A 23288-nucleotide genomic window follows, 5' to 3' on the forward strand; every position below is an offset into this window, starting at 1 on the left:
TGCCGTGTGAATCAGGGGGTGGCCAGCAGGCGCTGGGGTTGGGTGCGCAACAGCCACAGGCCTTGGGCACGGGCATGGTCGGCGCGCGCGCTGACGGCTTCGATCAGGGTGGCGCGCAAGGTGCGCCGGGCGTCCAGCAGGTCGACCAGGGGGATGGCGCCTTTGCTGTAGGCCAGTTCGGCGCCGGCCGCCACCTGGCGCGCGCGCGGCAGGATCTCGGTCTCGTAGCTGCGGGCCTGGGCCAGGGTGCCCAGCAGGCTTTGCTGCAGGCTTTGCAGCTCCAGCAGGGCGTTCAGCCGCACGCGCTCGAGCTGGGTGCGGGCCTGGTTCAGCCCGGCCAGGGCGCGGGCGATCTCGCCCTGGTAGGCGTAATGGGTTTGCAGCGGCATCTGCAGGCGCAGCTCCAGCAGGCGGGTCGAGGTGCCGGGGTAGTGGTCCAGCGAGGCACCCACGGTGATGTCGCTGCGGGTCAGGGCCTGGGCATTGTCGAGCGCGGCCTGGGCTGCGTCCACGCGGGCCTGGGCGGCGCGCACGTCGGCACGGGCATCGACCACGGCGCCCAGATCGGTGCCCGTGTCCGGCGGGGTCAGGGCGGGCCAGTCCTGCGCCACCTCCAGCGGGCTGGCCGGGCTGCGGCCCAGCACCTGGCTCAGGGCGGCACTGGCACGCTGGCGCTCCAGCTCGGCCAGGCGCACATCGCCCTGGGCGCGTTGGGCCTCGATCTCGGTGCGGGCCGCGTCCTGGGCCGCCAGGTCGCCGGCGCGCACGCGCTGGGCCGCGGTGGCGGCCAACTGGCTGGCGCTCTGGCTGATGGCGCGCACCTCGGCCAGCCGTTCCTGGGCTGCCAGCAGGTCGTAAAAGCCGGCCAGGCCGGCCTGCAGTTGCAGCACCTGGGTGTCGTCCACATCGGCCTGGGCCGCGTCGGCCGCGCGCTGGGCCGACAGGGTGCGCAAGGCCCGCTTGTTGCCGCGCTCCCAGGTCCAGTCCACGCCCAGGCTCTTGTCGATGCGCTTTTCATTGAGGACGCTGCCCCGGCCCAGGCCGTGCTGCAGGTCCATCTGGCTGGCCTTGGTGGTCAGCACCGGCAGCGGTGCGTGGTCGGCGCTCACGATGTCGGCGCGTGCCGCCGCCGCCAGCTCGTTGGAGAACTGCACGTCGAGGTTGTTGCGGGCGCCCTGCAGCACCTGCTCCAGGCGCAGCACGGAGGGGGTGGCGGTGGCTGTCTGGGCCAGCGCGGCCGAGACGCAGGCGCAGGCCAGCGTCACGGCCATGGAAATCTGTCGGATGCTCATCGTTTCAGCTTATGCCTCATGGTCCCTGACCTCTACCTGACCAGAACCTGACTTTTTGGGTGTTTTCCCCAGTTTCACAACGACGTGCGGCCTGCGCGGCCCGGAAACCTGGGGGGCGGTGCTTTCCCCGGTCGCCAGATGTCCGGCACGCAGGCAAGGCGGGCGAATCGGGGTAGGCTTGCATCCTGCCATTCAGGAATGACAAGCATGCGAATTCTGGTGATTGAAGACGACGCCGTGCTCAGGGACGTGATGGTGCGCAGCCTGAGCGAGGCCGGCCACCGGGTGGATGAGGCCGCCACGCTGGGGGAGGCCGACCACTTCTGGCGCATCCAGCCCTTTGATGCGGTGCTGCTCGATCTGAACCTGCCAGTTGCGGCGGCGGCGGCTGGTGGGCCGGCGGGCCAGGCCATGGGCAGCGGTTTGAGCCTGCTGCGGGCGGCCCGCGCCCGGGGCGACCAGGTGCCGGTGCTGGTGCTGACGGCCCGCGACCGCACCGAGGAGCGCATCGCCGGCCTGGACGCCGGGGCCGACGACTACCTGGGCAAGCCCTTTGACCTGGCCGAGGTCGAGGCCCGGCTGCGCGCCCTGGTGCGGCGCAGCCAGGGCACGCAGGACATCACCACCGTGGGCACCCTGACGCTGGACCGCAAGGCCCGCCGCCTGAGCCTGCAGGGCGACTGGTTCGAGCTGCCTGCGCGCGAGTTCGAGGTGCTGTGGGAGCTGATGACGCCGCCCGGCCGCGTGGTCAGCAAGCGCACGCTGGCCGACAAGCTCTCGGGCTTTGACCAGGCCCTGGCCGACAACGCCCTGGAGGCCTTCATCTCGCGTCTGCGCAAAAAGCTGGCCGGCAGCGGCGCCAGCATCCGCACCCTGCGTGGTCTGGGCTACCTGCTGGAGGCCGAGGCATGATGGGCAGCGCCGGGGCGGCGGCCCTGGCCCTGCCTTCGCTGCGCTCGCGGCTGCTGCGCCACGTGCTGCTGCCGCTGGGCCTGACCTGGCTGGCCGGGGCGGTGGTGTCGATCTCGGTGGCACGCCACTTCACCCAGGCGGCCTACGACCGTTCGTTGCTCGACGATGCCTACTCGGTGGCCAGCAATGTGCGCGCCAACGATGCCGGGCTGGAGCTGATGCTGTCCTCGCGCGAGGTGCGGGCGGTGCTGTTCGACCAGGTCGAGAGCGTGTACTTTGCGGTGCGCCGCCCCGACGGCAGCCTGTTGGCCGGGCATTCGGGGCTCAACATGCCGCCCATCTCGGATACCGACGAAGCCGTGTACGGCTTTGCCGACATCTACTACCAGGGCAAGCCGCTGCGCGCGGTGCGCCTGCGCCGCTCCGAGCCGCTGGCCTTCGAGGTCATCATGGCCCAGACCACACAGAGCCGCAGCGCGCTGCTGCGCAACCTGCTGCTGTATTCGGTGATTCCTGAGGTGTTGCTGCTGGTGCTGCTGGCGGCCTGGCTGGGGCGTGCCATCCGCGCCGAGCTGCAACCCCTGGCCCGCCTGCAGCAGGCGCTGGGCCAGCGCAATGCCCAGGACCTGACGCCGCTGCAGGTGCAGGCCAATACCCGGGATGTGCACCTGCTGGAAGACTCCCTCAATGCCCTGCTGGCCCGGGTGGCGCGCGGGGTGCAGGCGCAGCGCGAATTTGCCGGCAATGTGGCGCACGAGCTGCGCACCCCGTTGGCCGGCATCCGTGCCCTGGCCGAGTACGGCCTGGCCCAGCGCGAACCCGAGGCCTGGCGCATGCAGCTGCAGCGCATCGTGGGCAGCGAGGCCCGCGCCAGCCACCTGGTCGATCAATTGCTGGCCCTGGCCCTGGCGGACGAGGCGCGCACCCAGATGCAGGCCGTGCCGGTGTCCCTGGATGAACTGGTGCGCGACGCGGTGCTGCGCTTGCTGCCGCGTGCCGATGCCGCCGGCATCGACCTGGGTGGGCGCGGGCTGGACGAGCCGCAGCGCGTGATGGGCCACCCCACGCTGCTGGAGGGCATTCTCAACAACCTGCTGGACAACGCGCTGCGCTACGGTCGGCCCGCCTCGGGCGAGGGCGGCAGCATCACGGTCGAGTTGCAGCGCCTGGCCGACGGGGTGCACCTGTCGGTGATCGACAACGGCCCCGGCATCCCGGGGGCCGAGCGCGAGCGCATCCTGCAGCGCTGGGTGCAGGGCGAGGAGCGCGAGTGGATGGGCGAGGGCGTGGGCCTGGGCATGGCCATCGTGTCGCGCTATGCCCAGTTGCTGGGCGCCCGCTTCGAGCTGGGCCGGGGCCCCGACGGCCAAGGCCTGAAGGCCGGCATCGTGCTGCCGCCGGAACTGGTGATCGAGCCCGGCACTTGATCTGGGTCAGGGACTTGTGCGGGGCCGCATGGCACCCTCGTCCTCTTCACACAGACACCCCCGGGGCACGCCATGGCACAAGAATGCATCAAGGTCATCCAGGAAGAACACACGGCGCTGGCGGCCATGCTGCGCTCCATGCTGATGATGTTGGACCGGGGCCCGGGCGACGAGCCCGAGAGCTTCTTCGACGTCATGCGGGCCATGCTGTTCTACATCGACGAATTTCCCGAGCGCCTGCACCACCCCAAGGAGTCGGACCTGCTGTTCCCGCGCGTGGCGCGGCATTCCCCGCATGTGATGACGGTGGTGGAACAGCTGGAGCGTGACCACATGAAGGGCGAGACCGCGGTGCGCGAACTGCAGCACCTGCTGCTGGCCTGGGAGCTGATGGGCGATGGCCGCCGCAAGCGCTTCGAAGACGAGCTGCGCCGCTACATCGACTTCTACCTGGACCACATGCGGCTCGAAGAGACCGTGATCATTCCGGAAGCCCGCAAGGTGCTCGACGAGGGCGACTGGAAGGCGCTGGACGAGGCCTTCCTGAGCAACGCCGACCCGCTGGTCAACCCCAGCCTGCGCGACCCCGCCTACGACCGGCTGTTCACGCGCATCGTGATGCGCGCGCCCAGCCCGGTGGGGCTGGGCTGAGCGCGTTCCGCCTCGGCACAGCTTCTCAATCGCCGTGCCCGGGCGGCGTCCACATCTGGTGGGCGTCCAGCAGCAGCCGGCTCTGGCTTTCCAGGATGTCCAGGCGGGCCGCATCGGCGTTCAGCCGGGCCTCCAGCGCCAGGCGACGCGCCTGCAGGGCTTCGCCCAGGGGCAGTTCGCCCAGGCTGTAGGCCCGCCCGGCCAGGCGGGCGCTCTGGTCCATGCCTTGCCAGGCAGTCTGCAGGGCTTGCCAGCTGCTTTCACCCTCCGCCGCGTTGATGGCCACGCGCCAGGCTTCCGAGCTCACGCGCTGGCGCACCTCGTCCACCTTCTGGCGGGCCATCTCGGCCTGGGCCAGGGCGGTCTGCTCGTCGGCCCGGCGCCCGGCGCCGCCCCAGGGCACTGAAACATACACCCCCAGCACCTGCTCCTGGCCGCCGCGCTCGCGTGCGGCGCGCACGCCCAGCACCGGGTCGCCCTGCCGGTCCAGGCCGGCCCGGCGGGCCACCAGTTCGGCGTGGCGCGCCTGGGCTTCGGCCAGTTCCAGCTCGTGGTTGTCGGCCAGCACACGCTCGACCCAGTGCTGGGCGGTGTCGGCCAGCCCGGCGGGCGCGGGCAGGTCCTCCGAGACGGCCGTCAACAAAGGCTGGACATCGGGGTAGCGCAGCAGCAGGTCGGCCTGCAGGGCGCGCAGCCGGGTGCCCGATTGCTGGGCAGCGGCCTGGGCACGGCCCACGTCGGCATCGGCCTGCAGCAGTTCCAGCCGGGCCGCCTCGCCGGCCTGCAGACGCCGCTGCGCCACCGAGCGCTGCTGCTCGGCCAGGGCCACCTGCTCGCGCAGGGTCTGCAGGGTGCGGGCCTCGCGCAGCGCGTCGAACCAGGCCTTGAGCAGGGCGCGGGCCGACTCGTGCCAGGTGTCTTCAAAGTTCAGCATGCCGACTTCGGCTTCGTTGCGGCCCAGGGCCTGGTCGGCCTCGAGCTTGGCGGGCAGGCGCAGGCCGCGTTCCACGGCCAGTTCGCTTTCGCGGTAGCGCGGCCCGGGCATTTCACGGCGTTGCTGCACGCCGGCCTTGAAGGTCCATTCGTGCGGGCCGGCGTTCAGGCGGGCCTGGCGCCCGGCGGCGGCATCGACATTGGCGCGTGCCACCTGCACCGTGGGTTGGCGCAGCAGCATGGCGCGCACGCGCTCCTCGGGTGGCAGCACCTTGTGCAAGCGGCCGGCCCAGGGCAGGGCCACCCGCTCCAGCGTGGCGGCCGGGTCGGTGTGGGCCGGGCCGGGCGGCGTGTCGGCCCAGGCCTGCAGGTTCAGTGCGGTCCACAGGGCCAGCACCAGCAGGCGTGGCGGGCTGATGTGAGGGCGTGTCATGCCAGCCTCCCATGCTGCAACAGGGGTGCGCTCCACCAGCTGATGTCGGGGTGCGGCACGCTGGCCTGCAAGGCCTGGATCAGGGCCGGCACCGTGCGCTCGGCCAGCACGGTCAGCACCAGGGTGCGCCGGGCCCGGCCCTGCACCTGCTCCATGGCACTGGGCAGGGCGACGCCGGCACCCAGGCTGTGGCCTTGCAGCACGGTGTAGGGGCCGGGGTGTTCGGGCAGGGCCTGCAGGGCGTCGAGCAGGGTCTCTTCCAGGGCCTGGGGCAGTGACAGCGTCAGCAGGCACAGTGGCACGGAAGAGGGTGCTGTCAACAATGGGGCAGAAAGGGTTTCAGGGCTCATGCGAGGGCCTGGCGCGAAGGCCGGTGAAAGTGACGGTACAGCAACGGCAGCAGGAACAGGGTCAGCACGGTGGCGCTGAACAGCCCGCCCATGACCACGATGGCCAGCGGGCGCTGGATCTCCGAGCCCGGGCCGGTGGCCAGCAGCAGGGGCACCAGGCCCAGGGCGGTGATGCTGGCGGTCATGAGCACGGGGCGCAGGCGGCGCAGGCAACCCTGGCGCACCACCTCGTCGATCGGCAGGTGGCGCTCGGCGAGCTGGTTGAAGCAGGTCACCAGCACCAGGCCGTTGAGCACGGCAATGCCCATCAGCGCGATGAAGCCCACCGAGGCCGGCACCGAAAGATACTCACCGGTAGCCCCCAGGGCATACACCCCACCCACCAGAGCGAAGGGGATGTTGGCAAACACCAGCAGGGCCTGGCGCAGCTGGCCCAGGGTGGCGAACAGCACCAGCAGGATCAGGGCCAGGGCCACCGGCACCACCACGCTCAGGCGGGCCGCCGCGCGTTGCTGGTTCTCGAACTGCCCACCCCAGGCCAGCAGGTAGCCGGGCGGCAGCTTGACCTCACGGGCCACCGCGGCTTTGGCTTCGTCCACAAAGCCCACCAGATCGCGGTCGCGCACATTGGCGCGCACCACCGACATGCGCATGGATTTTTCGCGGTCGATCTTCACCGGGCCGTCCACCACGCGGATGTCGGCCACCTGGCTCAAGGGCACCGAGGCGCCATCGGGCAGGGGCAGGCGCAACTGGGAGAACTGCTCGGGGGCCATGCGCAGCGCATCGCTGCCACGGATCATCAGCGGCACGCGCCGGATGCCCTGCACCACGGTGCCGCTGCGCCGGCCTTCCAGCAGGGCCCGCAGATCGTTCTGCACCTGCTCGACGGACAGGCCCAGGCGGCCCACGGCGGCCCGGTCGATGGCCACGCTGAGGTACTGCACGCCCTCGTTCTGCGCGGTGATCACGTCTTCGCTGCCGGGCACGCCCTGCACCACCTGCACGATCTGCGTGGCCAGGCGGGCCAGCTCCTGCGGGTCGGGGCCGAACACCTTGATGGCCAGGTCGCCCCGCACACCCGAGAGCATTTCGGAGGTGCGCATCTCGATGGGCTGGGTGAAGCTGAGGTTGATGCCGGGCACCGGGGCCACGGCTTCGCGCAGCGCGTCGATCAACGCATCCTTGCTGGCAAAGCGCCAGGTGTCGCGCGGCTTGAGCACCAGGAAGGTGTCGGTGTCGTTGAAGCCCATGGGGTCCAGCCCCAGTTCATCAGCGCCCACCCGGGCCACGATGCCCGAGACTTCGGGCACGGTCTTCAGGATGCGGCGCTGCAGCTCCAGGTCGGTGGCGCTGGAGGCATCGAGCGAGATCGAAGGCAGCTTTTCGACCTGCAGGATCACGTCGCCCTCATCGAGCGAGGGCATGAACGATTTGCCCAGCAGCGGAAACACCGCCAGCGCGCCGGCCAGGGCCAGCACCGAGCCCAGCACCACGCTCTTGCCGTGGCCCAGGGCCCAGTCGAGCAGCGGGGTGTAGAGCGCCTCCAGCCGGCGCACCAGCCAGGGCGCCTGGTGCAGCTTGTGCCCGGGCTGGGGCAGGCGCAAAAGCCACGAGGCCAGCGCCGGGATCACGGTCAGCGACAGCAGCAAGGAGGCGCCGAGCGCGAACACGATGGTCAGCGCCACCGGGCTGAACAGCTTGCCCTCCAGGCCCTGCAGTGTGAGCAGGGGCAGGAACACGATCATGATGATGGCCACGCCGGCACCCACGGGCTGGGCCACCTCGACGGTGGCGCGGTACACGTGGTAGCGGTTGGGCAGGGCCAGGGCCGGGCCGTGCAGGCTGCTCTGGCGCGCCTCGATGTTCTCCACCACCACCACCGCCGCATCGACCAGCATGCCGATGGCGATCGCCAGGCCGCCCAGCGACATCAGGTTGGCCGACAGGCCCCACTGCTGCATCAGCACAAAGGTGGCCAGCGCCGACAGCGGCAGGATCAGCGCCACCACCAGGGCGGCGCGCAGGTTGCCCAGGAACAGCAGCAGCAACACCCCCACCAGCACGATGGCCTCGCCCAGCGCCTTGGTGACGGTGCCCACGGCGCGGTCGACCAGTTGGCCGCGGTCGTAGAAGGGCACGATGCTGATGCCCGGGGGCAGGGTGGGGCCCAGGGCGTCGAGGGTGGCGCGCACCTCGCGCACCAGCTGGCGCGCGTTGGCGCCACGCAGGCCCAGCACCAGGCCTTGCACGGTCTCGCCGCTGCCGTTGCGGGTCACGGCGCCATAGCGTGCCAGCTCGCCCAGGCGCACCGTGGCCAGGTCGCCCACGCGCACCGACTGGCCGTCGCGCGCAGTGATGGCGATGGCGCGCACATCGTCCAGGTTGCGGATGCTGCCCTCGCTGCGCACCAGCAAGGACTCTTCGCCGGCCTGCAGGCGGCCGGCGCCGTCGTTGCGGTTGTTGCCCTCGAGGGCGGTCTGCAGCTGGCTCAGTGCGATGTGGCGGGCCGCCAGGGCCGCCATGTCGGGCACCACCTCGAAGGTCTGCACCATGCCGCCCAGCGAGTTGACGTCGGCCACGCCGTTGATGCCGCGCAGGCGCGGGCGGATCAGGGTGTCGAGCACGATGCGGCGCTCGGCCAGGCTGGCCTCGCCCTCCAGGGTGAACATGAACATCTCGCCCAGCGGGGTGGTGATGGGGGCCAGCCCGCCGCCGATGCCGGGGGGCAGTTCACCCATCACGCCGTTGAGCCGTTCGCTGACCTGTTGGCGCGCCCAGTAGATGTCGGTGCCGTCGGCAAAGTCGAGCGTGATGTCGGCGATGGCGTACTTGCTGCTGGAGCGCAGCATGACTTGTTTGGGGATGCCCAGCAGCTCTTGTTCGAGCGGGGCGACGATGCGCGACTCGACCTCGGCCGGGGTCATGCCGGGGGCTTTCAGGATGATCTTGACCTGGGTGCTCGACACATCGGGAAAGGCGTCGATGGGCAGGTCGCGCAGGGCCAGCAGGCCGGCGCCGATCAGGCCCAGGGTCAGCACCAGGGTGAACAGGCGCTGCGACAGCGCCAGGGCAATCAGACGGGCCAGCATCATTGGGCCTTGGTCGGGGTGGTGGGGGCGCTGGGTGGGCTGGATGAGGCAGGGGCTTGTGCAGGCGCGCCTTCCAGGCCCAGCCCCTGCCACAGGCCCTTGAGGGCCGCAGTGCCTTGCACCACCACCTCGTCACCGGCCTTCAAGCCGCTGAGCACGGTGATCTGCGTGCCGCCGGCGGCACCGGTGCGCACGGCCACGGGTTCGTAGCCCTGGGCGCGTTTCACGAACACATGGGGCTGGCCCTCGTGCTGCACCAGGGCGGCGGTGGGCACGCTGATGGCGCCGCTGGCGGGCAGGGTGGCGCCCGCGTGCAGTTGCACGAACTGGTTCACGCGCAGGCAGTTCTCGCTGCCGCTGAAATCGGCGCGCAGCAGGGCCGCCTGGCTGGCGCTGCTGACCTGGGGCGTGATGGCCGCCAGGCGTGCCGGGGTCTTGCAGCCGTCGACCTTCAGGGTGTCACCCACTTTCAGCCAGGCCAGTTGCTGCTGGCTGGCCTGCACCTCGATGCTGAGCAGGCCGGCGCGTGCCAGCCTGGCCACCGGCATGCCGGCGTCCAGGCGCTGGCCCGGGGTGGCCGAGAGCTCCAGCACCGTGCCGCTGGCCGGGGCCACCAGGGTGAGGCTGGCGTCGAGTGCCGGGTGCTTGAGTTGCTGGGCCGACACTCCGGCCAGGCGCAGGGCCTGGCTGCGCTCGTCCAGCGTCACCTGCGCCATGCGGGCCTGGCCGCGGGTTTCGCGCAGGCGTTGCTCGGCAATGATGCCCTCGGCAAACAGCTGCTCGTCGCGTTGCAGGCGCTCACGCGCCAGCTGGGCCTGGGTGTCGGCCTGCAGCCAGTCGCGCTGCCATTCGACCAGTTGCGGGCTGAGCAGGCGGGCCACGGGCGTGCCGGCGCGCACGCTCTGGCCGGGGTTGACCAGCACGGCCTGCACCACGCCGGCCACCGGGGCACTGACCAGGTCGGTGGCCTGGCTGGGCAGCATCACCGTGCCTTGCAACACCAGGTTGGCACCGGTGTTGGCGGCGCTGGCGGTCTGGGCGACCTGGGTGCGCAGGTGGGCGGCCTCGGCCTGGGCCGGGCTGAGCTTGAGCAGTTCGGCCGCCTGGGAGGGCACCCAGGCCAGCAGGGCCAGGGTGAGGCCGGCAAGCACGGGTTGCCACAGAGGCCGTGGGCGCAGGGAGAAGGGGCGGAGTTTCATGGGCATATTCTGGAGCGAGGCTCCGAGCCTAGGGCCCGCACCTTAATGTTTCATGAATGGGCGGGCAGCAACTCCAGCGTCACGCACAGCCCCGGGTGGCTCGGGTCGGTGCACTCCGGTGCGGGCGACTGCAGGTTCAGGCGGCCGCCCTGGCGTTCGATGATGGCGCTGACGATGGACAGGCCCAGGCCGTAGCCGGGTTGCGGGGTGTTGCGTGGCGGCGGGCCTTCGGCTGGGGCTGAGCTTGTGGTTGCGGCTTGCGCCTGCTGGTGGTGGCGCTGCAGCAGGTCGGCCTGGCGTTCGGGCGGGATGCCGGGGCCGCAGTCGCTCACGCTGAGCCGGGCCGGCAGCTGCACGCCCAGCACGATGGGGCCTTGGGGGGCGTGGCGGGCCGCGTTTTCGAGCAGGTTGCGCAAGGCGATGGCCAGGGCGTCGAAGTCGCCCAGGGCCTCGGGCTCACCGTGCTCGGGCAGTTGCAGTTGCAGCCGGTTGAGCAGGGCCGGGTCGGCCCAGAACTCTTGCGCCACGGCGGCGGCCAGGCGGGTCAGCGGCACGCGCTCGCGCGCCAGGGCGGCGCCTGATTCGGCACGCGACATCTGCAGCAGCTTCTCGGTGCGCCGGCTCAATTGGGCCAGCGAGTCCAGCGCGTGCTGCAGTTCGCGCTGCACCACTTCGGTGGGTTGCTGCCCCAGCAGGGCCTGCACGCCTTGCAGGCGCAGGCGGGTGGTGGCCAGCGGGGTGCGCAGCTCATGGGCGGCGTTGGCGGCCAGGGCGCGCTCGGTGTCCAGGGCGCCAGAGAGGCGCTGCAGCAGGTGGTTGCTGCGCTCGGTGATCACGGTCAGCTCGGCCGGCAGGCCGGCGCTGGACAAGGGGCTCAGGTTGCGGTCGCTGCGTTCGCGGATCTGGTCGGCCAGCGCGCCCACGCTGGCCAGCTCGCGCTGCGTGATGTGGCGGATCAGCAGGGCCAGAAAGGGCAGCAGGCCCAGCAGGGGCAGCAGCAGCGACAGCACGATGTCGATCTGGGTGTGCTGGCGGTGCTGCAGCGCGTCGGCCACATGGATGCGGGCCTGGCGGGTGGGGTGGGTCAGGCTGAAGACGCGCCAGGCGCCTTGCTCCGAAAAACCGTAGCGCACCTCGGGCGCCAGCACCTCGGTGGGGGCGTCGGCCGAGCGCAGCAGCAGCCGGCCCTCGGGGCTGGTGATCTGGTAGATCAGGTGGTGCGGTGCCAGGTGCAGCGGAAAGCTGCCCGAGCGCGGCGGCGGGGCCTCGCCCAGCACCGGGCTGGCACCGTGCTCCTCCATCTCGTGGCTGACCAGGTCGAGCAGGCGCCAGGCGCTTTCGCTGAGGGCGCTGTCGTACACGTCGTTGACTTCGGTGCGCACATACCAGGTGGTGCCCAGCGCGGTCATCAGCCACAGCGCGCAGACCCACAGCACCAGGCTGCGGCTGAGGCGGGCCGACAGGCTGGCAGGTGGGCGGTCGGGTGGGCGGGCCGGGGTGGGCATGGGCGTCAGAACCTCAGACCCCGGCGTCGCCGGCCAGGCGGTAGCCCAGGCCGCGCAGGGTCTGGATGCGTTCGCGCCCGATCTTGCGGCGCAGGTTGCTGATGAACACCTCCAGGGTGTTGCTGTCGGTGTCGTCGTCGAAGCCGTACAGGGCGTCGAGCAGGCTTTCGCGGCTGTGGATGCGTTCGGGACGGCTGGCCATCACGCGCAGCAGCGCCCATTCCTTGGCCGTGAGCTCCACCGCCTGGCCGTTGACGCGCACCCGGTCGCGCGCCAGGTCCACGCTCAGGCTGCCCAGGGTGAGCGTGGCACCCTGGCCGCTGGCGCCGCCGCGGCGGCGCTCCACCGCACGCAGCCGGGCCAGCAGTTCTTCGGGATCGAAGGGTTTGACCAGGTAGTCGTCGGCCCCGGCGTCCAGGCCCCGGATGCGGTCGGTGATCTGGTCGCGCGCCGTCAGCACGATGACGCTGCTGTCGGGGTGCTGGCGCTGCAACAGGGGCAGCAGGCCGAGCCCGTCGCCGTCGGGCAGGTGCAGGTCCAGCAGCACCGCCCCCCAGTGCGCGGCCGGCAGGGTGGCGCGGGCCTGGGCCAGCGTGCCGGCGGTGTCGACCACAAAGCCCTTGGCGCGCAAGAAGCTGGCCAGGGCCTCGCTCAGCTGGGGGTCGTCTTCGATCAGCAGGATTCTCATGGGGCGCTTGGTGGCTCTCGCGGGGAGCCCGATGTTACGCCCTGAGCACCCCGCGCTCAGAGCGTGGGGTAGTCGAGGTAGCCGGCCTCGCCACCGCCGTAATAGGTGGCGCGGTTGCCTTCGTTGAAGGGGCCGTTGCGGCGCAGGCGCTCCACCAGATCGGGGTTGGCAATGAAGGGGCGGCCAAAGGCCACGATGTCGGCGCCCGCCGCCACGGCCGCATCGGCCAGCTCACGGGTGTAGCCGTTGTTCACCATCCAGGCACCCTGGCCGCCAGCCTGGCGGTAGGCGGCCTTGGCGGCGGCGTAGTCGAAGGGGCGATCGGGCAGGGTGCGGGCCCCGCCGGTGGCGCCCTCGATCACGTGCACATAGGCCAGGCCGAAGGGGGCCAGCTGGCGCAGCACGTACTCGAACAGGGGCTGTGGATCGGCATCGATCACGTCGTTGGCGGGGGTGACCGGCGAGAGGCGGATGCCGGTCCTGTCGCCACCGATCTCGGCGCTGATGGCGGCCACCACCTCCAGCAGCAGGCGGGCGCGGTTCTCGATGCTGCCGCCGTAGGCGTCGCTGCGCTGGTTGCTGCCGGTCTTGAGGAACTGGTCGATCAGGTAGCCGTTGGCGGCATGGATCTCGACCCCGTCAAAGCCGGCGGTGATGGCGGCGCGGGCGGCGCGCCGGTAGTCTTCGACGATGCCGGGCAGCTCGCTCAGTTCAAGGGCGCGCGGGGTGGAGGTCTCGACAAAGCCGGGCACGCCGTCCTTGATCAGCACGGTCTTTGTGTTGGCGCGGATGGCCGAGGGGGCCACCGGCGCGGCGTTGCCGGGCTGCAGGTCGGTGTGCGAGACCCGGCCCACATGCCACAGCTGCACCACGATCCGGCCGCCCTGGGCGTGCACGGCGGCGGTGACCTTCTTCCAGCCCTCGATCTGGTCGTCGCCATACAGGCCGGGCACGTCGGCATAGCCCTGGCCCTGGTGGCTGATGGCGGTGGCCTCGGTGATCAGCAGCCCGGCGCTGGCGCGCTGGGCGTAGTAGGTGGCGGTGATGGCCGCCGGCACGGCGCCGGGGGCGCGGTTGCGCGTGAGCGGCGCCATGGCGATGCGGTTGGCGAGTTTCAGGCTGCCGGCCTGGACGGGTTCGAACAGAGAGCTCATGGGGTTCCTGAAAAAGGGCGGTGATGGGGTCGCAAGCGACGGTGGCACAGCGTAGCGCGCCGGCAATGGGCTTGCTTGCGCAAGATCATGCGTTTTATGCCAGAGCCGTCGCGGGCATGGGGCGGGCCGGCGTCGCCCTCGCGACCCGGTGCGCTCCCTGCAGTGAGCTGCCGGCGCGCTTACAGTGGCGTCATAACAAGTACGGAGACAACACCCATGCCGCGTTCCACCCTGGGCGCCTCTGCGGCCCTGCCCGCCACCTTGCTGGCCCTGGCGCTGTCGCTGGGGGCGGCGGTCTCGCTGGGCATCACCCGCTTTGCCTATGGCCTGCTGCTGCCCACCATGCGCGAGGACCTGGGCTGGTCGTATGCGCTGGCCGGCGCCATGAACACCGCCAATGCCCTGGGCTACCTGCTGGGGGCGCTGGCCACGCCCTGGCTGCTGCGCCGCCAGGGGCCCGAGCGGGTGCTGCTGGGCGGGGCGGTGCTGGCCAGCCTGTTCATGGCCTGCAGCGGGTTTTTCACCGAAGCCGCGCCCTTGCTGATGCAGCGCCTGCTGGCCGGCGCGGCCAGCGCCCTGGTGTTCATCGCGGGCGGCCTGATGGCGGCGCGCCTGGGGGCCTTGCAGCCCGGGCGCTCAGGCTGGTTGCTGGGTCTGTACTACGGCGGCACGGGCTGGGGCATTGCGCTGTCGGCTTGGGCTGTGCCCGAGGCCTTGCAGCAGGCCGTGCACGAGGCCCATGCCTGGCGCTGGGCCTGGTGGGCGCTGGCGGCGGTCAGCCTGCTGGCCAGTGCGGCGCTGTGGTGGCCGGCGCGCCGCCTGGCGGCCTTGCTGCCGCCGGCCACGGTGGGGGCCACAGGGCGGGGCTTTGATCCGCGCCCGCTGTGGCCGGCCTTGGCGGGCTACACCGCCTTTGGCGTGGGCTACATCGGCTACATGACCTTTGTGGTGGCCCTGTTGCGCGAGCAGGGCGTGGCGCCCGAACGCATCACCCTGTTCTATGCCTTGCTGGGGGCGGCGGTGCTGGCCTCGGCCCGCTTGTGGGCCGGTTTGCTGGAGCGCGCGCGCGGGGGCGGGGCGCTGGCCTTTCTGAATGGCTTGCTGGGGCTGGCGGCGCTGCTGCCGGCGCTGAGCAACTGGTGGCCGGCCTTGCTGCTGTCGGGGCTGATGTTTGGCGGGGTGTTTCTGTCGGTGGTGGCCTCGACCACCGCCCTGGTGCGCCACAACCTGCCGGCCTCGCGCTGGGCGGCCGGCATCAGTGCCTTCACCATCGTGTTTGCGGCGGGGCAGATCGTGGGGCCGACGGCGGTGGGCTGGATTGCCGACGGCCCTGGCGGGCTGGTGCGGGGCCTGGTGTTCTCGGCGCTGGCGCTGTGGGTGGGGGCCTTGCTGGCCTGGCGGCAGCGCCCTTTGAGCACGTCGCCTTAGCGGAGCTTGGCCGGAGTTTTGCCGGGATCGGCCAGACCGGCGCAAGTCTTGGAAGCCTGAAGGGCCTAGGTGAATACAGGCTATTCAGACTATATGCACACGCCCATAATGGATCGAAAACATCCGTCAGGGGGAAGCTTCCATGAGTGCGCGCGAACCGTGCGACACCCGTCCGGTGGTGCTCGTCGTCGATGATTTGCCGGACAACCTCACCGTGCTGGGTGAGCTCTTGCAGACGCTTTACCGCGTGCGGGTGGCGAACTCGGGACCGGCGGCCTTGCGTCTGGCGGCCTCCTCACCCAGGCCCGACCTGATTCTTCTGGACGTGATGATGCCGGGCATGGATGGGCTGGAGGTGCTGCGCCGGCTGCAGGCCGACCCACAGACCCGCGACATCCCGGTGCTGTTCGTGACCGCCATGGACGACACCGCCGACGAGGCCCAGGGCCTGTCCCTGGGGGCGCTGGACTACATCACCAAGCCCTTGCGCCCGCCCGTGGTGATGGCCCGCGTGAAGACCCAGCTGGAGCTCAAGCGCGCCCGGGATCTGCTCAGCGATCGCAATGTGAGCCTGGAGGCCGAGGTGGCCCGGCGCATGGCCGAGAACCAGCGCATCCAGCACATCAGCATCCACGCGCTGGCGCGGCTGGCCGAGACGCGCGACCCCGAGACCGGCAACCACCTGCTGCGCACCCAGGGCTATGTGCGCCTGCTGGCCACGCACCTGGCACGGCACCCGCGCTTTGTGGCCGAGCTGGACGCCGACAGCATCGAGCGCATCGCCAAGTCGGCGCCGCTGCACGACATCGGCAAGGTGGGTATTCCGGACCATGTGCTGCTCAAGCCGGGCAAGCTCACGCCCGAGGAGTGGCAGCTCATGAAGACCCATGCGCTGCTGGGTGCCCAGGCGATCGAGCGGGCCGAGCAGGACCTGGTGGACGAGGGCGGCCCGCCCATCGACTTTCTGGCCTGCGCCAAGCAGATTGCCCGCCACCACCACGAGCGCTGGGACGGCAGCGGCTACCCCGACGGGCTGGCCGGCGACGCCATCCCGGTGGCGGCGCGCCTGATGGCCTTGGCCGATGTGTTCGATGCCCTGATTTCGCGCCGGGTGTACAAGCCGCCGTTCGCCTTCGAGGTGGCGCGCGACATGATCCTGGCCGAGGCCGGGCGCCATTTCGACCCTGATGTGGCGGCCGCCTTTGCCGCGCGTTTTGCCGAGTTCTGCGCCGTGGCCGAGCGCCATGCCGACACCGAGGACGCCGTGGCCGCCAAGTACCTGGCCCTGGGTGGGGTTCTGTCGGAGGAGTGAAGCATGACGATCACGGCCGCCTCCGCCCGCTACCCTGTTCCCCGGCGGATTTTGCTGGCCGGCCTGGCTGTCGTGTTGATCTGCCTGCTGCTGGCGGGCCTGCACCGGCATCAGCAGCAACGCCTGGCGGCCGCGCAGCAGCAGATGCAGGCCCTGGCCCAGGCCGGAGAGGACCTGCACCAGGGCTTTCTGCACCTGATGCTGGCCCATGATCCGGCGTCTGCCTGGCAGCGCTCGCGGGGTGAGGCCCTGCTGGCACAGGCCCTGAGCGCCTACACCGCAGCGGCCGTCGGGCCCGTGCTGGAGCGGGCCGGGGTGCTTGAACTGCCGCGCGATCTGGCGGAGTTCCGTCGCCAGTTGCTGGCCTTGAACGGTGTGCCGGCTGATCCGCAGCAGGCCACGGCCCTGCGCCTGATGCTGCACCAGCTCGATGTCGGCGTGGCGGCGGTGAACCAGCAGTTGCAACAGGACAGCGAGGCTTTGTCGCAACGCCTGAACCGGGCCTTTGAGGCCGGTCTGCTGGCCGCCTTGCTGCTTTTGCTGGGGGCCTGCGTGCTCATCCACCGGGCCGAGCGGGCGCGCAGCGGGCTGTTGCAGCGCCTGCACGACAGTGAATTGGTGCACCGCATCATGGTGTCGTCGCTGACCGAAGGGGTGATGGTGTTCGCACCCGACGGCCGCATCCGCACCTGCAACCCCTCGGCCGAGCGCATCCTGGGCCTGTCGCTGCAGGACATGCAGCAGCGCTTTCCAAACCCGAAAGACTGGCAGGCCCGCGACGAAGGCGGAAACATCCTGGCCCCTGAGGACCTGCCCCTGGCTCGGGTGCTGCGCGATGGGCAGGCGGTGCACCAGTGCCTGACCGGGCACCCCGATGTGCAGGGGGCGATGCGGTGGCTCAACGTCAATGCCGAGCCCCTGCGCGACCCGGCCACCCAGGCCCTGCAAGGGGTGTTGGTTTCGTTCACCGATGTGACCGAAAGCCGGGCCGCGGCGGCCGAACTGGTGCGCCACCGCGAGCACCTGGAGGTGCTGGTTGAGGCCCGCACCCGGGCCCTGGAGCAGGCGGTGCAGGCCCGCCTGGCCAGTGAGACCCGGGCCCAGATCGTGACCGACAACCAGCCTGCGCTGGTGGCCTACTGGGACCGCAGCCTGCGTTTGCGCTTTGCCAACCAGGCCTACCTGGACTGGTTCGGCCAGCAGGCCGACCAGGTGCTGGGCCGCACGGTGACCGAGGTGCTGGGCGAGGCCTTCTACCAGCGGCAGCGGCCCTTCATCGAGCGGATTTTGCAAGGTGAAACGCTGAACGATGACTACGACATGCCGGGGCAGGCCGGGCGCTCGGCCCATTTCCTGGTCAAGCGCCTGCCCGACTGGCAGGACGGGGTGGTGCAGGGCTATTACTTTTTTGCCACCAACGTGCAGGCCCTGAAAGACGCCGAAGCGCGCCAGCGCGAGTTGAATGTCGGCCTGCGCGAGGCCGAGCAGTTGCTGCGCCTGGTGGCCGACAACATCCCGGGCCGCGTGGCCTACTGGGGGCGCGATCTGCGCTGCCGCTTTGTCAACAAGGGCTACCTCGACTGGTTCGGCCTGCGTGAGGAGCAGGTGACAGGCCGCAGCATGGAAGAGATTTTCGGCCCGGCCCGCCTGCAGGCTTTCAACCGCCAGGTGTTTGGCGCATTGGCCGGTGAGCCGCAGCGTTTTGAGCGCGAGGAGCTCAGTGCCAGCGGCGTGCATGCCGTGACCCAGCTGCACTACACGCCCGACTGGCGCGAGGGTGAGGTGCGCGGCTTTTTTGTGCTGGCCACCGACATCACCCGCGCCAAGCAGGCCGAGCAGCGCCTGCTGGAGCTCAACGAAGAGCTGGGGCTGGCGCGCGATCGGGCCGAGTCGGCGGCCCGGGCCAAGGGGGCCTTTCTGGCCAACATGAGCCATGAGATCCGCACCCCGATGAACGCCATCATGGGCCTGACCTACCTGCTGCGGCGCGACCTGAGCGACCCCTCGGCCCGTGAGCGACTGAGCAAGATCGACGATGCGGCGCGCCACCTGCTGAGCCTGATCAACGACATCCTGGACCTGTCCAAGATCGAGGCCGGCAAGCTGAGCCTGGAATCGATCGACTTCGCTCTCGACACCATGCTGGCGCGCACCTGTGCCCTGGTGATGGAGACGGCGCGTGAGAAGGGCCTGGAGCTGGTGCTGGACACCGACCACCTGCCCCGCACCCTGCGCGGTGACCCGACCCGCCTGTCGCAGGCCCTGCTGAACCTGCTGAGCAATGCGGTGAAGTTCACCGAGCGGGGCTCGGTGCTGCTGCGCGCCCGGCTGCAGCCCGGTGCGCCGGCCGGTGCGTTGCGGGTGCGCTTCGAGGTGCGGGACACCGGCATCGGGATCCCGGCCGACCGCCTGCCCCACATGTTCAGCGCCTTCGAGCAGGCCGATGCCTCGACCACGCGGCGTTTTGGCGGTACCGGCCTGGGGCTGGCCATCACGCGCCATCTGGTGCAGCTGATGGGGGGGGAGGCCGGGGTGGAGAGTGTGCCGGGGCAGGGCAGCTGCTTCTGGGTGACGGTGTTGCTGCAGGAGGCCGAGAACCCCGTGAGCATCCCTTCGGTGCAGCCGCTGGCCGGTTTGCGTGCCTTGCTGGTGGACGACCTGCCCGAGGCGCGCGAGGCGCTGGCCGACATGCTGAGCCAGTTGGGACTGCGCACCGATGTGGCCGACTCGGGCCAGCGGGCGCTGGCCCGGGTGGCCCAGGCCGAGCAGGCCGGCGACCCCTACACCCTGGTGCTGCTCGACTGGTTGATGCCCGGCCTGAATGGCCTGGACACGGTGCGGGCCCTGCGTGCGGCCCACCCCGCAGGGCAGGGGCCGGCCTGCCTGCTGGTCAGCGCCAGCGTCGATGCCCACCTGCGGTCCGAAGCGGCTGCCTTGGGGGTGCCCGTGGTGCTGGAAAAGCCGGTGTCCTACTCCTCGCTGCTGGACTGCCTGCTGCTGCTGGTCAGCCGGGTGCGTGAGGCGGTGCAGGCCCTTCCCGAGCAGTGGGTGGCCGGGCAGGGGCCGGAGCATCGGTTTGCCGGCGCGCGTGTTCTGCTGGTGGAGGACAACCCGATCAACCGCGATGTGGCCTGCGAGCTGCTGAGTTCGGTCGGCCTGCGGGTGAGCTGTGCCGATTCGGGCCTGAGCGCGCTGGATCAGGTGCGCGCCGGGCTGCCGACCTTGCCCGACCTGGTGCTGATGGACCTGCAGATGCCGGGCATGGATGGTCTGGAGGCCACCCGGCAGCTGCGGGCCCTGCCGGGCTGTGCCGGCCTGCCCATCGTGGCGATGACGGCCAATGCCTTTGCCGAGGTGCGTGCGAACTGCCTGGCCGCGGGCATGAACGACTTTGTGGCCAAGCCGGTGGACCCACCGGCACTGTATGCCGCACTGACCCGCTGGCTGCCTCTCGCACAGGCCGCGGTGGATCCGGTGCAAGAGCCGCCTCCGCTCGGGGAGGCGATGCCGCTGGCACCACCGATGGCCCCTGCAGCCCTTGATGCGCTGGAGCTGACCCTGGCGGAGGCGGGCTTTGAAGCCCACGAGCTGCTGCGCCCCCTGTTGCCGGTGCTGGCCCAGGTCTCGGCCGAATTGGCCGGGCGCCTGGAGCTGAGCGTGCGGCGCTACGAGCACGATGCGGCACTGGTTCTGCTGAGGGAGTTGCGCCAGCGCCTGGGGGCTTGATCGGCCGGTGAGGGGCGATTCAGGGGCTGCCGGGCCGGGTCAGCGCTTCGAGTTCGGCCAGGCCTTGCAGGGCCGCTTCGCGGCTGTCGCGACACATGTCGTGGCTGGGTTGCAACTGGCCGCACACGGCAGGGCGGTCGGGGTGACCGAAGATCTGGCAGCGCTGCTGCGCGTCGAGCTGGATGCAGGGCACACCGGCGGGCTTGCCCTGGGGCATGCCCGGGATGGGGCTGGAGATGGACGGGGCGGTGCAGCAGGCGCCGCAGCCGGGGCGGCATTGCGCTGGGGGAGGGCTTGGTTTCACGTGAAACACGGGCTGATTCATGGGCGACATTGTGAGGGCTGAGCGCCTGGGGCCAGGGCCACAGGCCCTGGTCTTTGGCCACGGCAGGTGCGTGGGCAGGGCGTGCCCGTTAAAATCTCGCCTCCCGGGGCGTTGGCCCCCCGGCCTGGCGCCCACGGCGCCGGTTTCTTGTTTGGCCACCTCTGTCTGCGGCTTCAACAGGGCCGATTTCACCACCATGCTTTACCCACAAGAATTCGACGTCATCGTCGTTGGCGGCGGTCATGCCGGCACCGAGGCCGCCCTGGCCGCGGCCCGCATGGGCTGCAAGACCTTGCTGCTCTCGCACAACATCGAAACCCTGGGGCAGATGAGTTGCAACCCCTCGATCGGGGGCATCGGCAAGGGCCACCTGGTGAAAGAGGTGGACGCCCTGGGCGGTGCCATGGGCATCGCCACCGACGAGTCGGGCATCCAGTTCCGCATCCTCAACAGCTCCAAGGGGCCGGCCGTGCGCGCCACCCGGGCCCAGGCCGATCGCATTCTGTACAAGGCGGCGATCCGGCACCGGCTGGAGAACCAGCCCAATCTGTGGCTGTTCCAGCAGGCGGTGGACGACCTGATGGTGGAGGGCGACCGCGTGGTGGGCGCCGTCACCCAGGTGGGCATCCGCTTTCGCTCGCGCACGGTGGTGCTCACGGCAGGCACCTTCCTGGACGGCAAGATCCACGTCGGCCTGAACAACTACTCGGCCGGCCGGGCGGGCGACCCGCCGGCGGTCACGCTGTCGGCGCGCCTCAAGGAACTGAAGCTGCCCCAGGGCCGCCTCAAGACCGGCACGCCGCCGCGCATCGATGGGCGCAGCATCGACTTCTCCAAGTGCACCGAGCAGCCCGGTGACGGCATGCCCGGCGGCTTGCCGGGGGCCATCCCGGTGTTCAGCTTCATGGGTTCGGTGGCCATGCACCCGCAGCAGATGCCCTGCTGGATCACCCACACCAACGAGCGCACGCACGAGATCATCCGCAGCGGCTTTGACCGCAGCCCCATGTTCACCGGCAAGATCGAGGGCGTGGGCCCGCGCTACTGCCCCAGCGTGGAAGACAAGATCAACCGCTTTGCCGACAAGGACAGCCACCAGATCTTTCTGGAGCCCGAGGGCCTCAGCACCCACGAGTACTACCCCAACGGCATCAGCACCAGCCTGCCCTTCGACATCCAGTACGAGCTGGTGCGCAGCATGGTGGGGCTGGAGAACGCCCACATCCTGCGCCCGGGCTATGCCATCGAGTACGACTACTTCGACCCCCGGGCGCTGAAGAGCAGCTTTGAGACCCGCCAGATCGGTGGCCTGTTCTTTGCCGGCCAGATCAATGGCACGACCGGCTACGAAGAGGCCGCGGCCCAGGGCCTGTTCGCCGGCATCAATGCCGCGCTGCAATGCCGTGGCGACGAGCCCTGGCTGCCGCGCCGCGACGAGGCCTACCTGGGTGTGCTGGTGGACGACCTGATCACCAAGGGCGTGACCGAGCCCTACCGCATGTTCACCAGCCGGGCCGAGTTCCGCCTGCAACTGCGTGAAGACAATGCCGACATGCGCCTGACCGAAGCCGGCCGGCGCATGGGTCTGGTGGACGACGTCCGCTGGGCCGCCTTCAGCCGCAAGCTGGAAGCTGTTTCACGTGAAACAGAGCGCCTGCGTGGCACCTGGGTGAATCCGCGCAATCTGCCGGCGGCCGAGTCCGAGCGGGTGCTGGGCAAGGCCATCGAGCACGAATACAACCTGGCCGACCTGCTGCGCCGCCCCGATGTGAGCTATGCCGCCCTGATGTCGCTGGACGGCGGCAAGTACCTGCCGGTGGCCACGGAGGCCCAGCCTGTGGTGGTGTCGCGCGAAGCCCTGGGCGAGTTGTACGAGCCGGTGGTGGAGCAGATCGAAATCACGGCCAAGTACTCGGGCTACATCGACCGCCAGCGCGACGAGGTGCAGCGCGCGGCCCATTACGAGAACCTCAAGCTGCCACCCGATTTCGACTACATGCAGGTGGGGGCGCTGTCGATCGAGGTGCGCCAGAAGCTCAACAAGCACCGGCCCGAGACCCTGGGCCTGGCTTCGCGCATTTCGGGGGTGACCCCCGCGGCCATCTCGCTGCTGATGATCCACCTGAAGAAGGGCGGCTTCCGGGGCTTTGCCAACGAGGCCACCCGTGCCGAAGAAACGGTGGTGGCCCCATGAGCGCACGCGCCTTTGAAGCCGAACTGCGGGTCGGCCTGCAAGCCCTGGGCCTGGCTCTGAACGATCAGCAGGTGGGTCGCCTGCTCGACTACATGGCGCTGATCCAGAAGTGGAACAAGGTCTACAACCTGACCTCGGTGCGCGATCCGGCCGAGATGCTGACCCACCACCTGCTCGACAGCCTGGCGGCGGTGCCGCCGCTGCGGCGCCACCTGGCCAGCCTGGGGGAGGGCGTGGCCCGCAAGTTGCTGGACGTGGGTTCGGGCGGCGGCCTGCCCGGGGTGGTGTTTGCCATCTGCTGCCCTGAGCTGTCGGTCAGCTGCGTGGACACGGTGGCCAAGAAGGCAGCTTTTGTGCAGCAGGTGGCGGCCGAGCTGCGGCTGGGCAATCTGCGCGGTGTGCATGCCCGGGTCGAGAACCTGAGCGGCCCCTTCGACGTGGTCAGCTGCCGGGCCTTTGCCTCGCTGCCTGATTTTGTGAACTGGTCACAGGCGGCGCTGGGCGAGGGCAGTGTCTGGCTGGCCATGAAGGCCAAGCACCCGGTGGATGAGCTGGCGGCCCTGCCGGCCACGGTGCAGGTGTTTCACGTGGAACAGCTGGTCGTGCCGGGTTTGGAGGCCGAACGTTGCATCATCTGGATGAAGCTGGCCTGATCTGAGGGTGTCAA

Annotated in this window: 17 protein-coding genes; 8 read left to right on the forward strand and 9 right to left on the reverse strand. The window is 70.3% G+C overall.

The window, feature by feature from the left end:
- Window positions 1-11: 11 nt before the first annotated feature.
- On the reverse strand, window positions 12-1292 hold the full coding sequence (locus L880_RS0105910; protein ID WP_019573697.1) for a TolC family protein: 1281 nt from the start codon (window positions 1290-1292) through the stop codon (window positions 12-14).
- A 207-nt stretch (window positions 1293-1499) separates the two neighbouring features.
- Here L880_RS0105910 and L880_RS0105915 point away from each other — a divergent pair, with 207 nt between their 5' ends.
- The 3 genes from L880_RS0105915 to L880_RS0105925 all read left to right on the forward strand — a co-directional run bounded on the left by L880_RS0105915 (window position 1500) and on the right by L880_RS0105925 (window position 4282).
- On the forward strand, window positions 1500-2204 hold the full coding sequence (locus tag L880_RS0105915) for a response regulator transcription factor (RefSeq protein ID WP_027474888.1): 705 nt from the start codon (window positions 1500-1502) through the stop codon (window positions 2202-2204).
- Complete coding sequence (locus L880_RS0105920; protein ID WP_027474889.1) at window positions 2201-3631, forward strand: sensor histidine kinase; 1431 nt, start codon at window positions 2201-2203, stop codon at window positions 3629-3631. The genes L880_RS0105915 and L880_RS0105920 overlap by 4 nt, the downstream gene beginning before the upstream one ends.
- Window positions 3632-3703: 72 nt before the next feature.
- Window positions 3704-4282: a hemerythrin domain-containing protein gene (locus tag L880_RS0105925; protein WP_027474890.1), complete on the forward strand. Its 579-nt coding sequence runs from the start codon at window positions 3704-3706 to the stop codon at window positions 4280-4282.
- A gap of 25 nt (window positions 4283-4307) precedes the next feature.
- On the opposite strand, the gene L880_RS0105930 is transcribed toward L880_RS0105925, so the two are convergent.
- From L880_RS0105930 to L880_RS0105960, 7 genes are read right to left on the reverse strand one after another with little or no spacing between them, the layout of a single operon-like run.
- On the reverse strand, window positions 4308-5648 hold the full coding sequence (locus L880_RS0105930) for a TolC family protein (protein WP_027474891.1): 1341 nt from the start codon (window positions 5646-5648) through the stop codon (window positions 4308-4310).
- Entirely contained in the window at window positions 5645-5950 is a 306-nt protein-coding gene (locus L880_RS0105935) for a DUF3240 family protein (RefSeq protein ID WP_019573692.1), read from the reverse strand. The genes L880_RS0105930 and L880_RS0105935 overlap by 4 nt, the downstream gene beginning before the upstream one ends.
- Window positions 5951-5994: 44 nt before the next feature.
- Window positions 5995-9090, reverse strand: coding sequence for an efflux RND transporter permease subunit (locus L880_RS0105940; protein WP_027474893.1), 3096 nt, complete (start codon window positions 9088-9090; stop codon window positions 5995-5997).
- Entirely contained in the window at window positions 9090-10289 is a 1200-nt protein-coding gene (locus L880_RS0105945; protein ID WP_245614973.1) for an efflux RND transporter periplasmic adaptor subunit, read from the reverse strand. The genes L880_RS0105940 and L880_RS0105945 overlap by 1 nt, the downstream gene beginning before the upstream one ends.
- 50 nt (window positions 10290-10339) lie before the next feature.
- On the reverse strand, window positions 10340-11794 hold the full coding sequence (locus L880_RS31750) for a sensor histidine kinase (protein ID WP_051443099.1): 1455 nt from the start codon (window positions 11792-11794) through the stop codon (window positions 10340-10342).
- 13 nt (window positions 11795-11807) lie between these two features.
- Window positions 11808-12482, reverse strand: coding sequence for a response regulator (locus tag L880_RS0105955; protein WP_027474895.1), 675 nt, complete (start codon window positions 12480-12482; stop codon window positions 11808-11810).
- Window positions 12483-12538: 56 nt separating this feature from the next.
- Window positions 12539-13636: an alkene reductase gene (locus L880_RS0105960; protein WP_027474896.1), complete on the reverse strand. Its 1098-nt coding sequence runs from the start codon at window positions 13634-13636 to the stop codon at window positions 12539-12541.
- Window positions 13637-13852: 216 nt separating this feature from the next.
- Between L880_RS0105960 and L880_RS0105965 the strand changes: the two genes are divergently transcribed.
- The 3 genes from L880_RS0105965 to L880_RS34255 all read left to right on the forward strand — a co-directional run bounded on the left by L880_RS0105965 (window position 13853) and on the right by L880_RS34255 (window position 20102).
- Window positions 13853-15064: a YbfB/YjiJ family MFS transporter gene (locus L880_RS0105965; RefSeq protein ID WP_043328626.1), complete on the forward strand. Its 1212-nt coding sequence runs from the start codon at window positions 13853-13855 to the stop codon at window positions 15062-15064.
- Window positions 15065-15206: 142 nt separating this feature from the next.
- Entirely contained in the window at window positions 15207-16376 is a 1170-nt protein-coding gene (locus tag L880_RS0105970) for a response regulator (RefSeq protein ID WP_027474898.1), read from the forward strand.
- A 3-nt stretch (window positions 16377-16379) separates the two neighbouring features.
- Complete coding sequence (locus tag L880_RS34255; RefSeq protein WP_051443100.1) at window positions 16380-20102, forward strand: PAS domain-containing hybrid sensor histidine kinase/response regulator; 3723 nt, start codon at window positions 16380-16382, stop codon at window positions 20100-20102.
- Window positions 20103-20121: 19 nt separating this feature from the next.
- Here the strand turns inward: L880_RS34255 and L880_RS34845 are convergent, their stop codons facing one another.
- A complete protein-coding gene (locus L880_RS34845) occupies window positions 20122-20406 on the reverse strand; it encodes a YkgJ family cysteine cluster protein (protein ID WP_245614975.1) in 285 nt (94 codons plus the stop codon).
- Window positions 20407-20623: 217 nt separating this feature from the next.
- Between L880_RS34845 and mnmG the strand changes: the two genes are divergently transcribed.
- Together mnmG and rsmG are read left to right on the forward strand one after the other, a co-directional pair.
- The gene (mnmG, locus tag L880_RS0105985) at window positions 20624-22621 is read left to right on the forward strand and encodes a tRNA uridine-5-carboxymethylaminomethyl(34) synthesis enzyme MnmG (RefSeq protein ID WP_027474900.1); all 1998 of its coding nucleotides are present in this window, start codon (window positions 20624-20626) and stop codon (window positions 22619-22621) included.
- Window positions 22618-23274, forward strand: coding sequence for a 16S rRNA (guanine(527)-N(7))-methyltransferase RsmG (rsmG, locus tag L880_RS0105990; RefSeq protein ID WP_027474901.1), 657 nt, complete (start codon window positions 22618-22620; stop codon window positions 23272-23274). The genes mnmG and rsmG overlap by 4 nt, the downstream gene beginning before the upstream one ends.
- Window positions 23275-23288: the final 14 nt, after the last annotated feature.

Source organism: Curvibacter gracilis ATCC BAA-807 (assembly GCF_000518645.1).
Lineage (GTDB): Bacteria > Pseudomonadota > Gammaproteobacteria > Burkholderiales > Burkholderiaceae_C > Curvibacter > Curvibacter gracilis.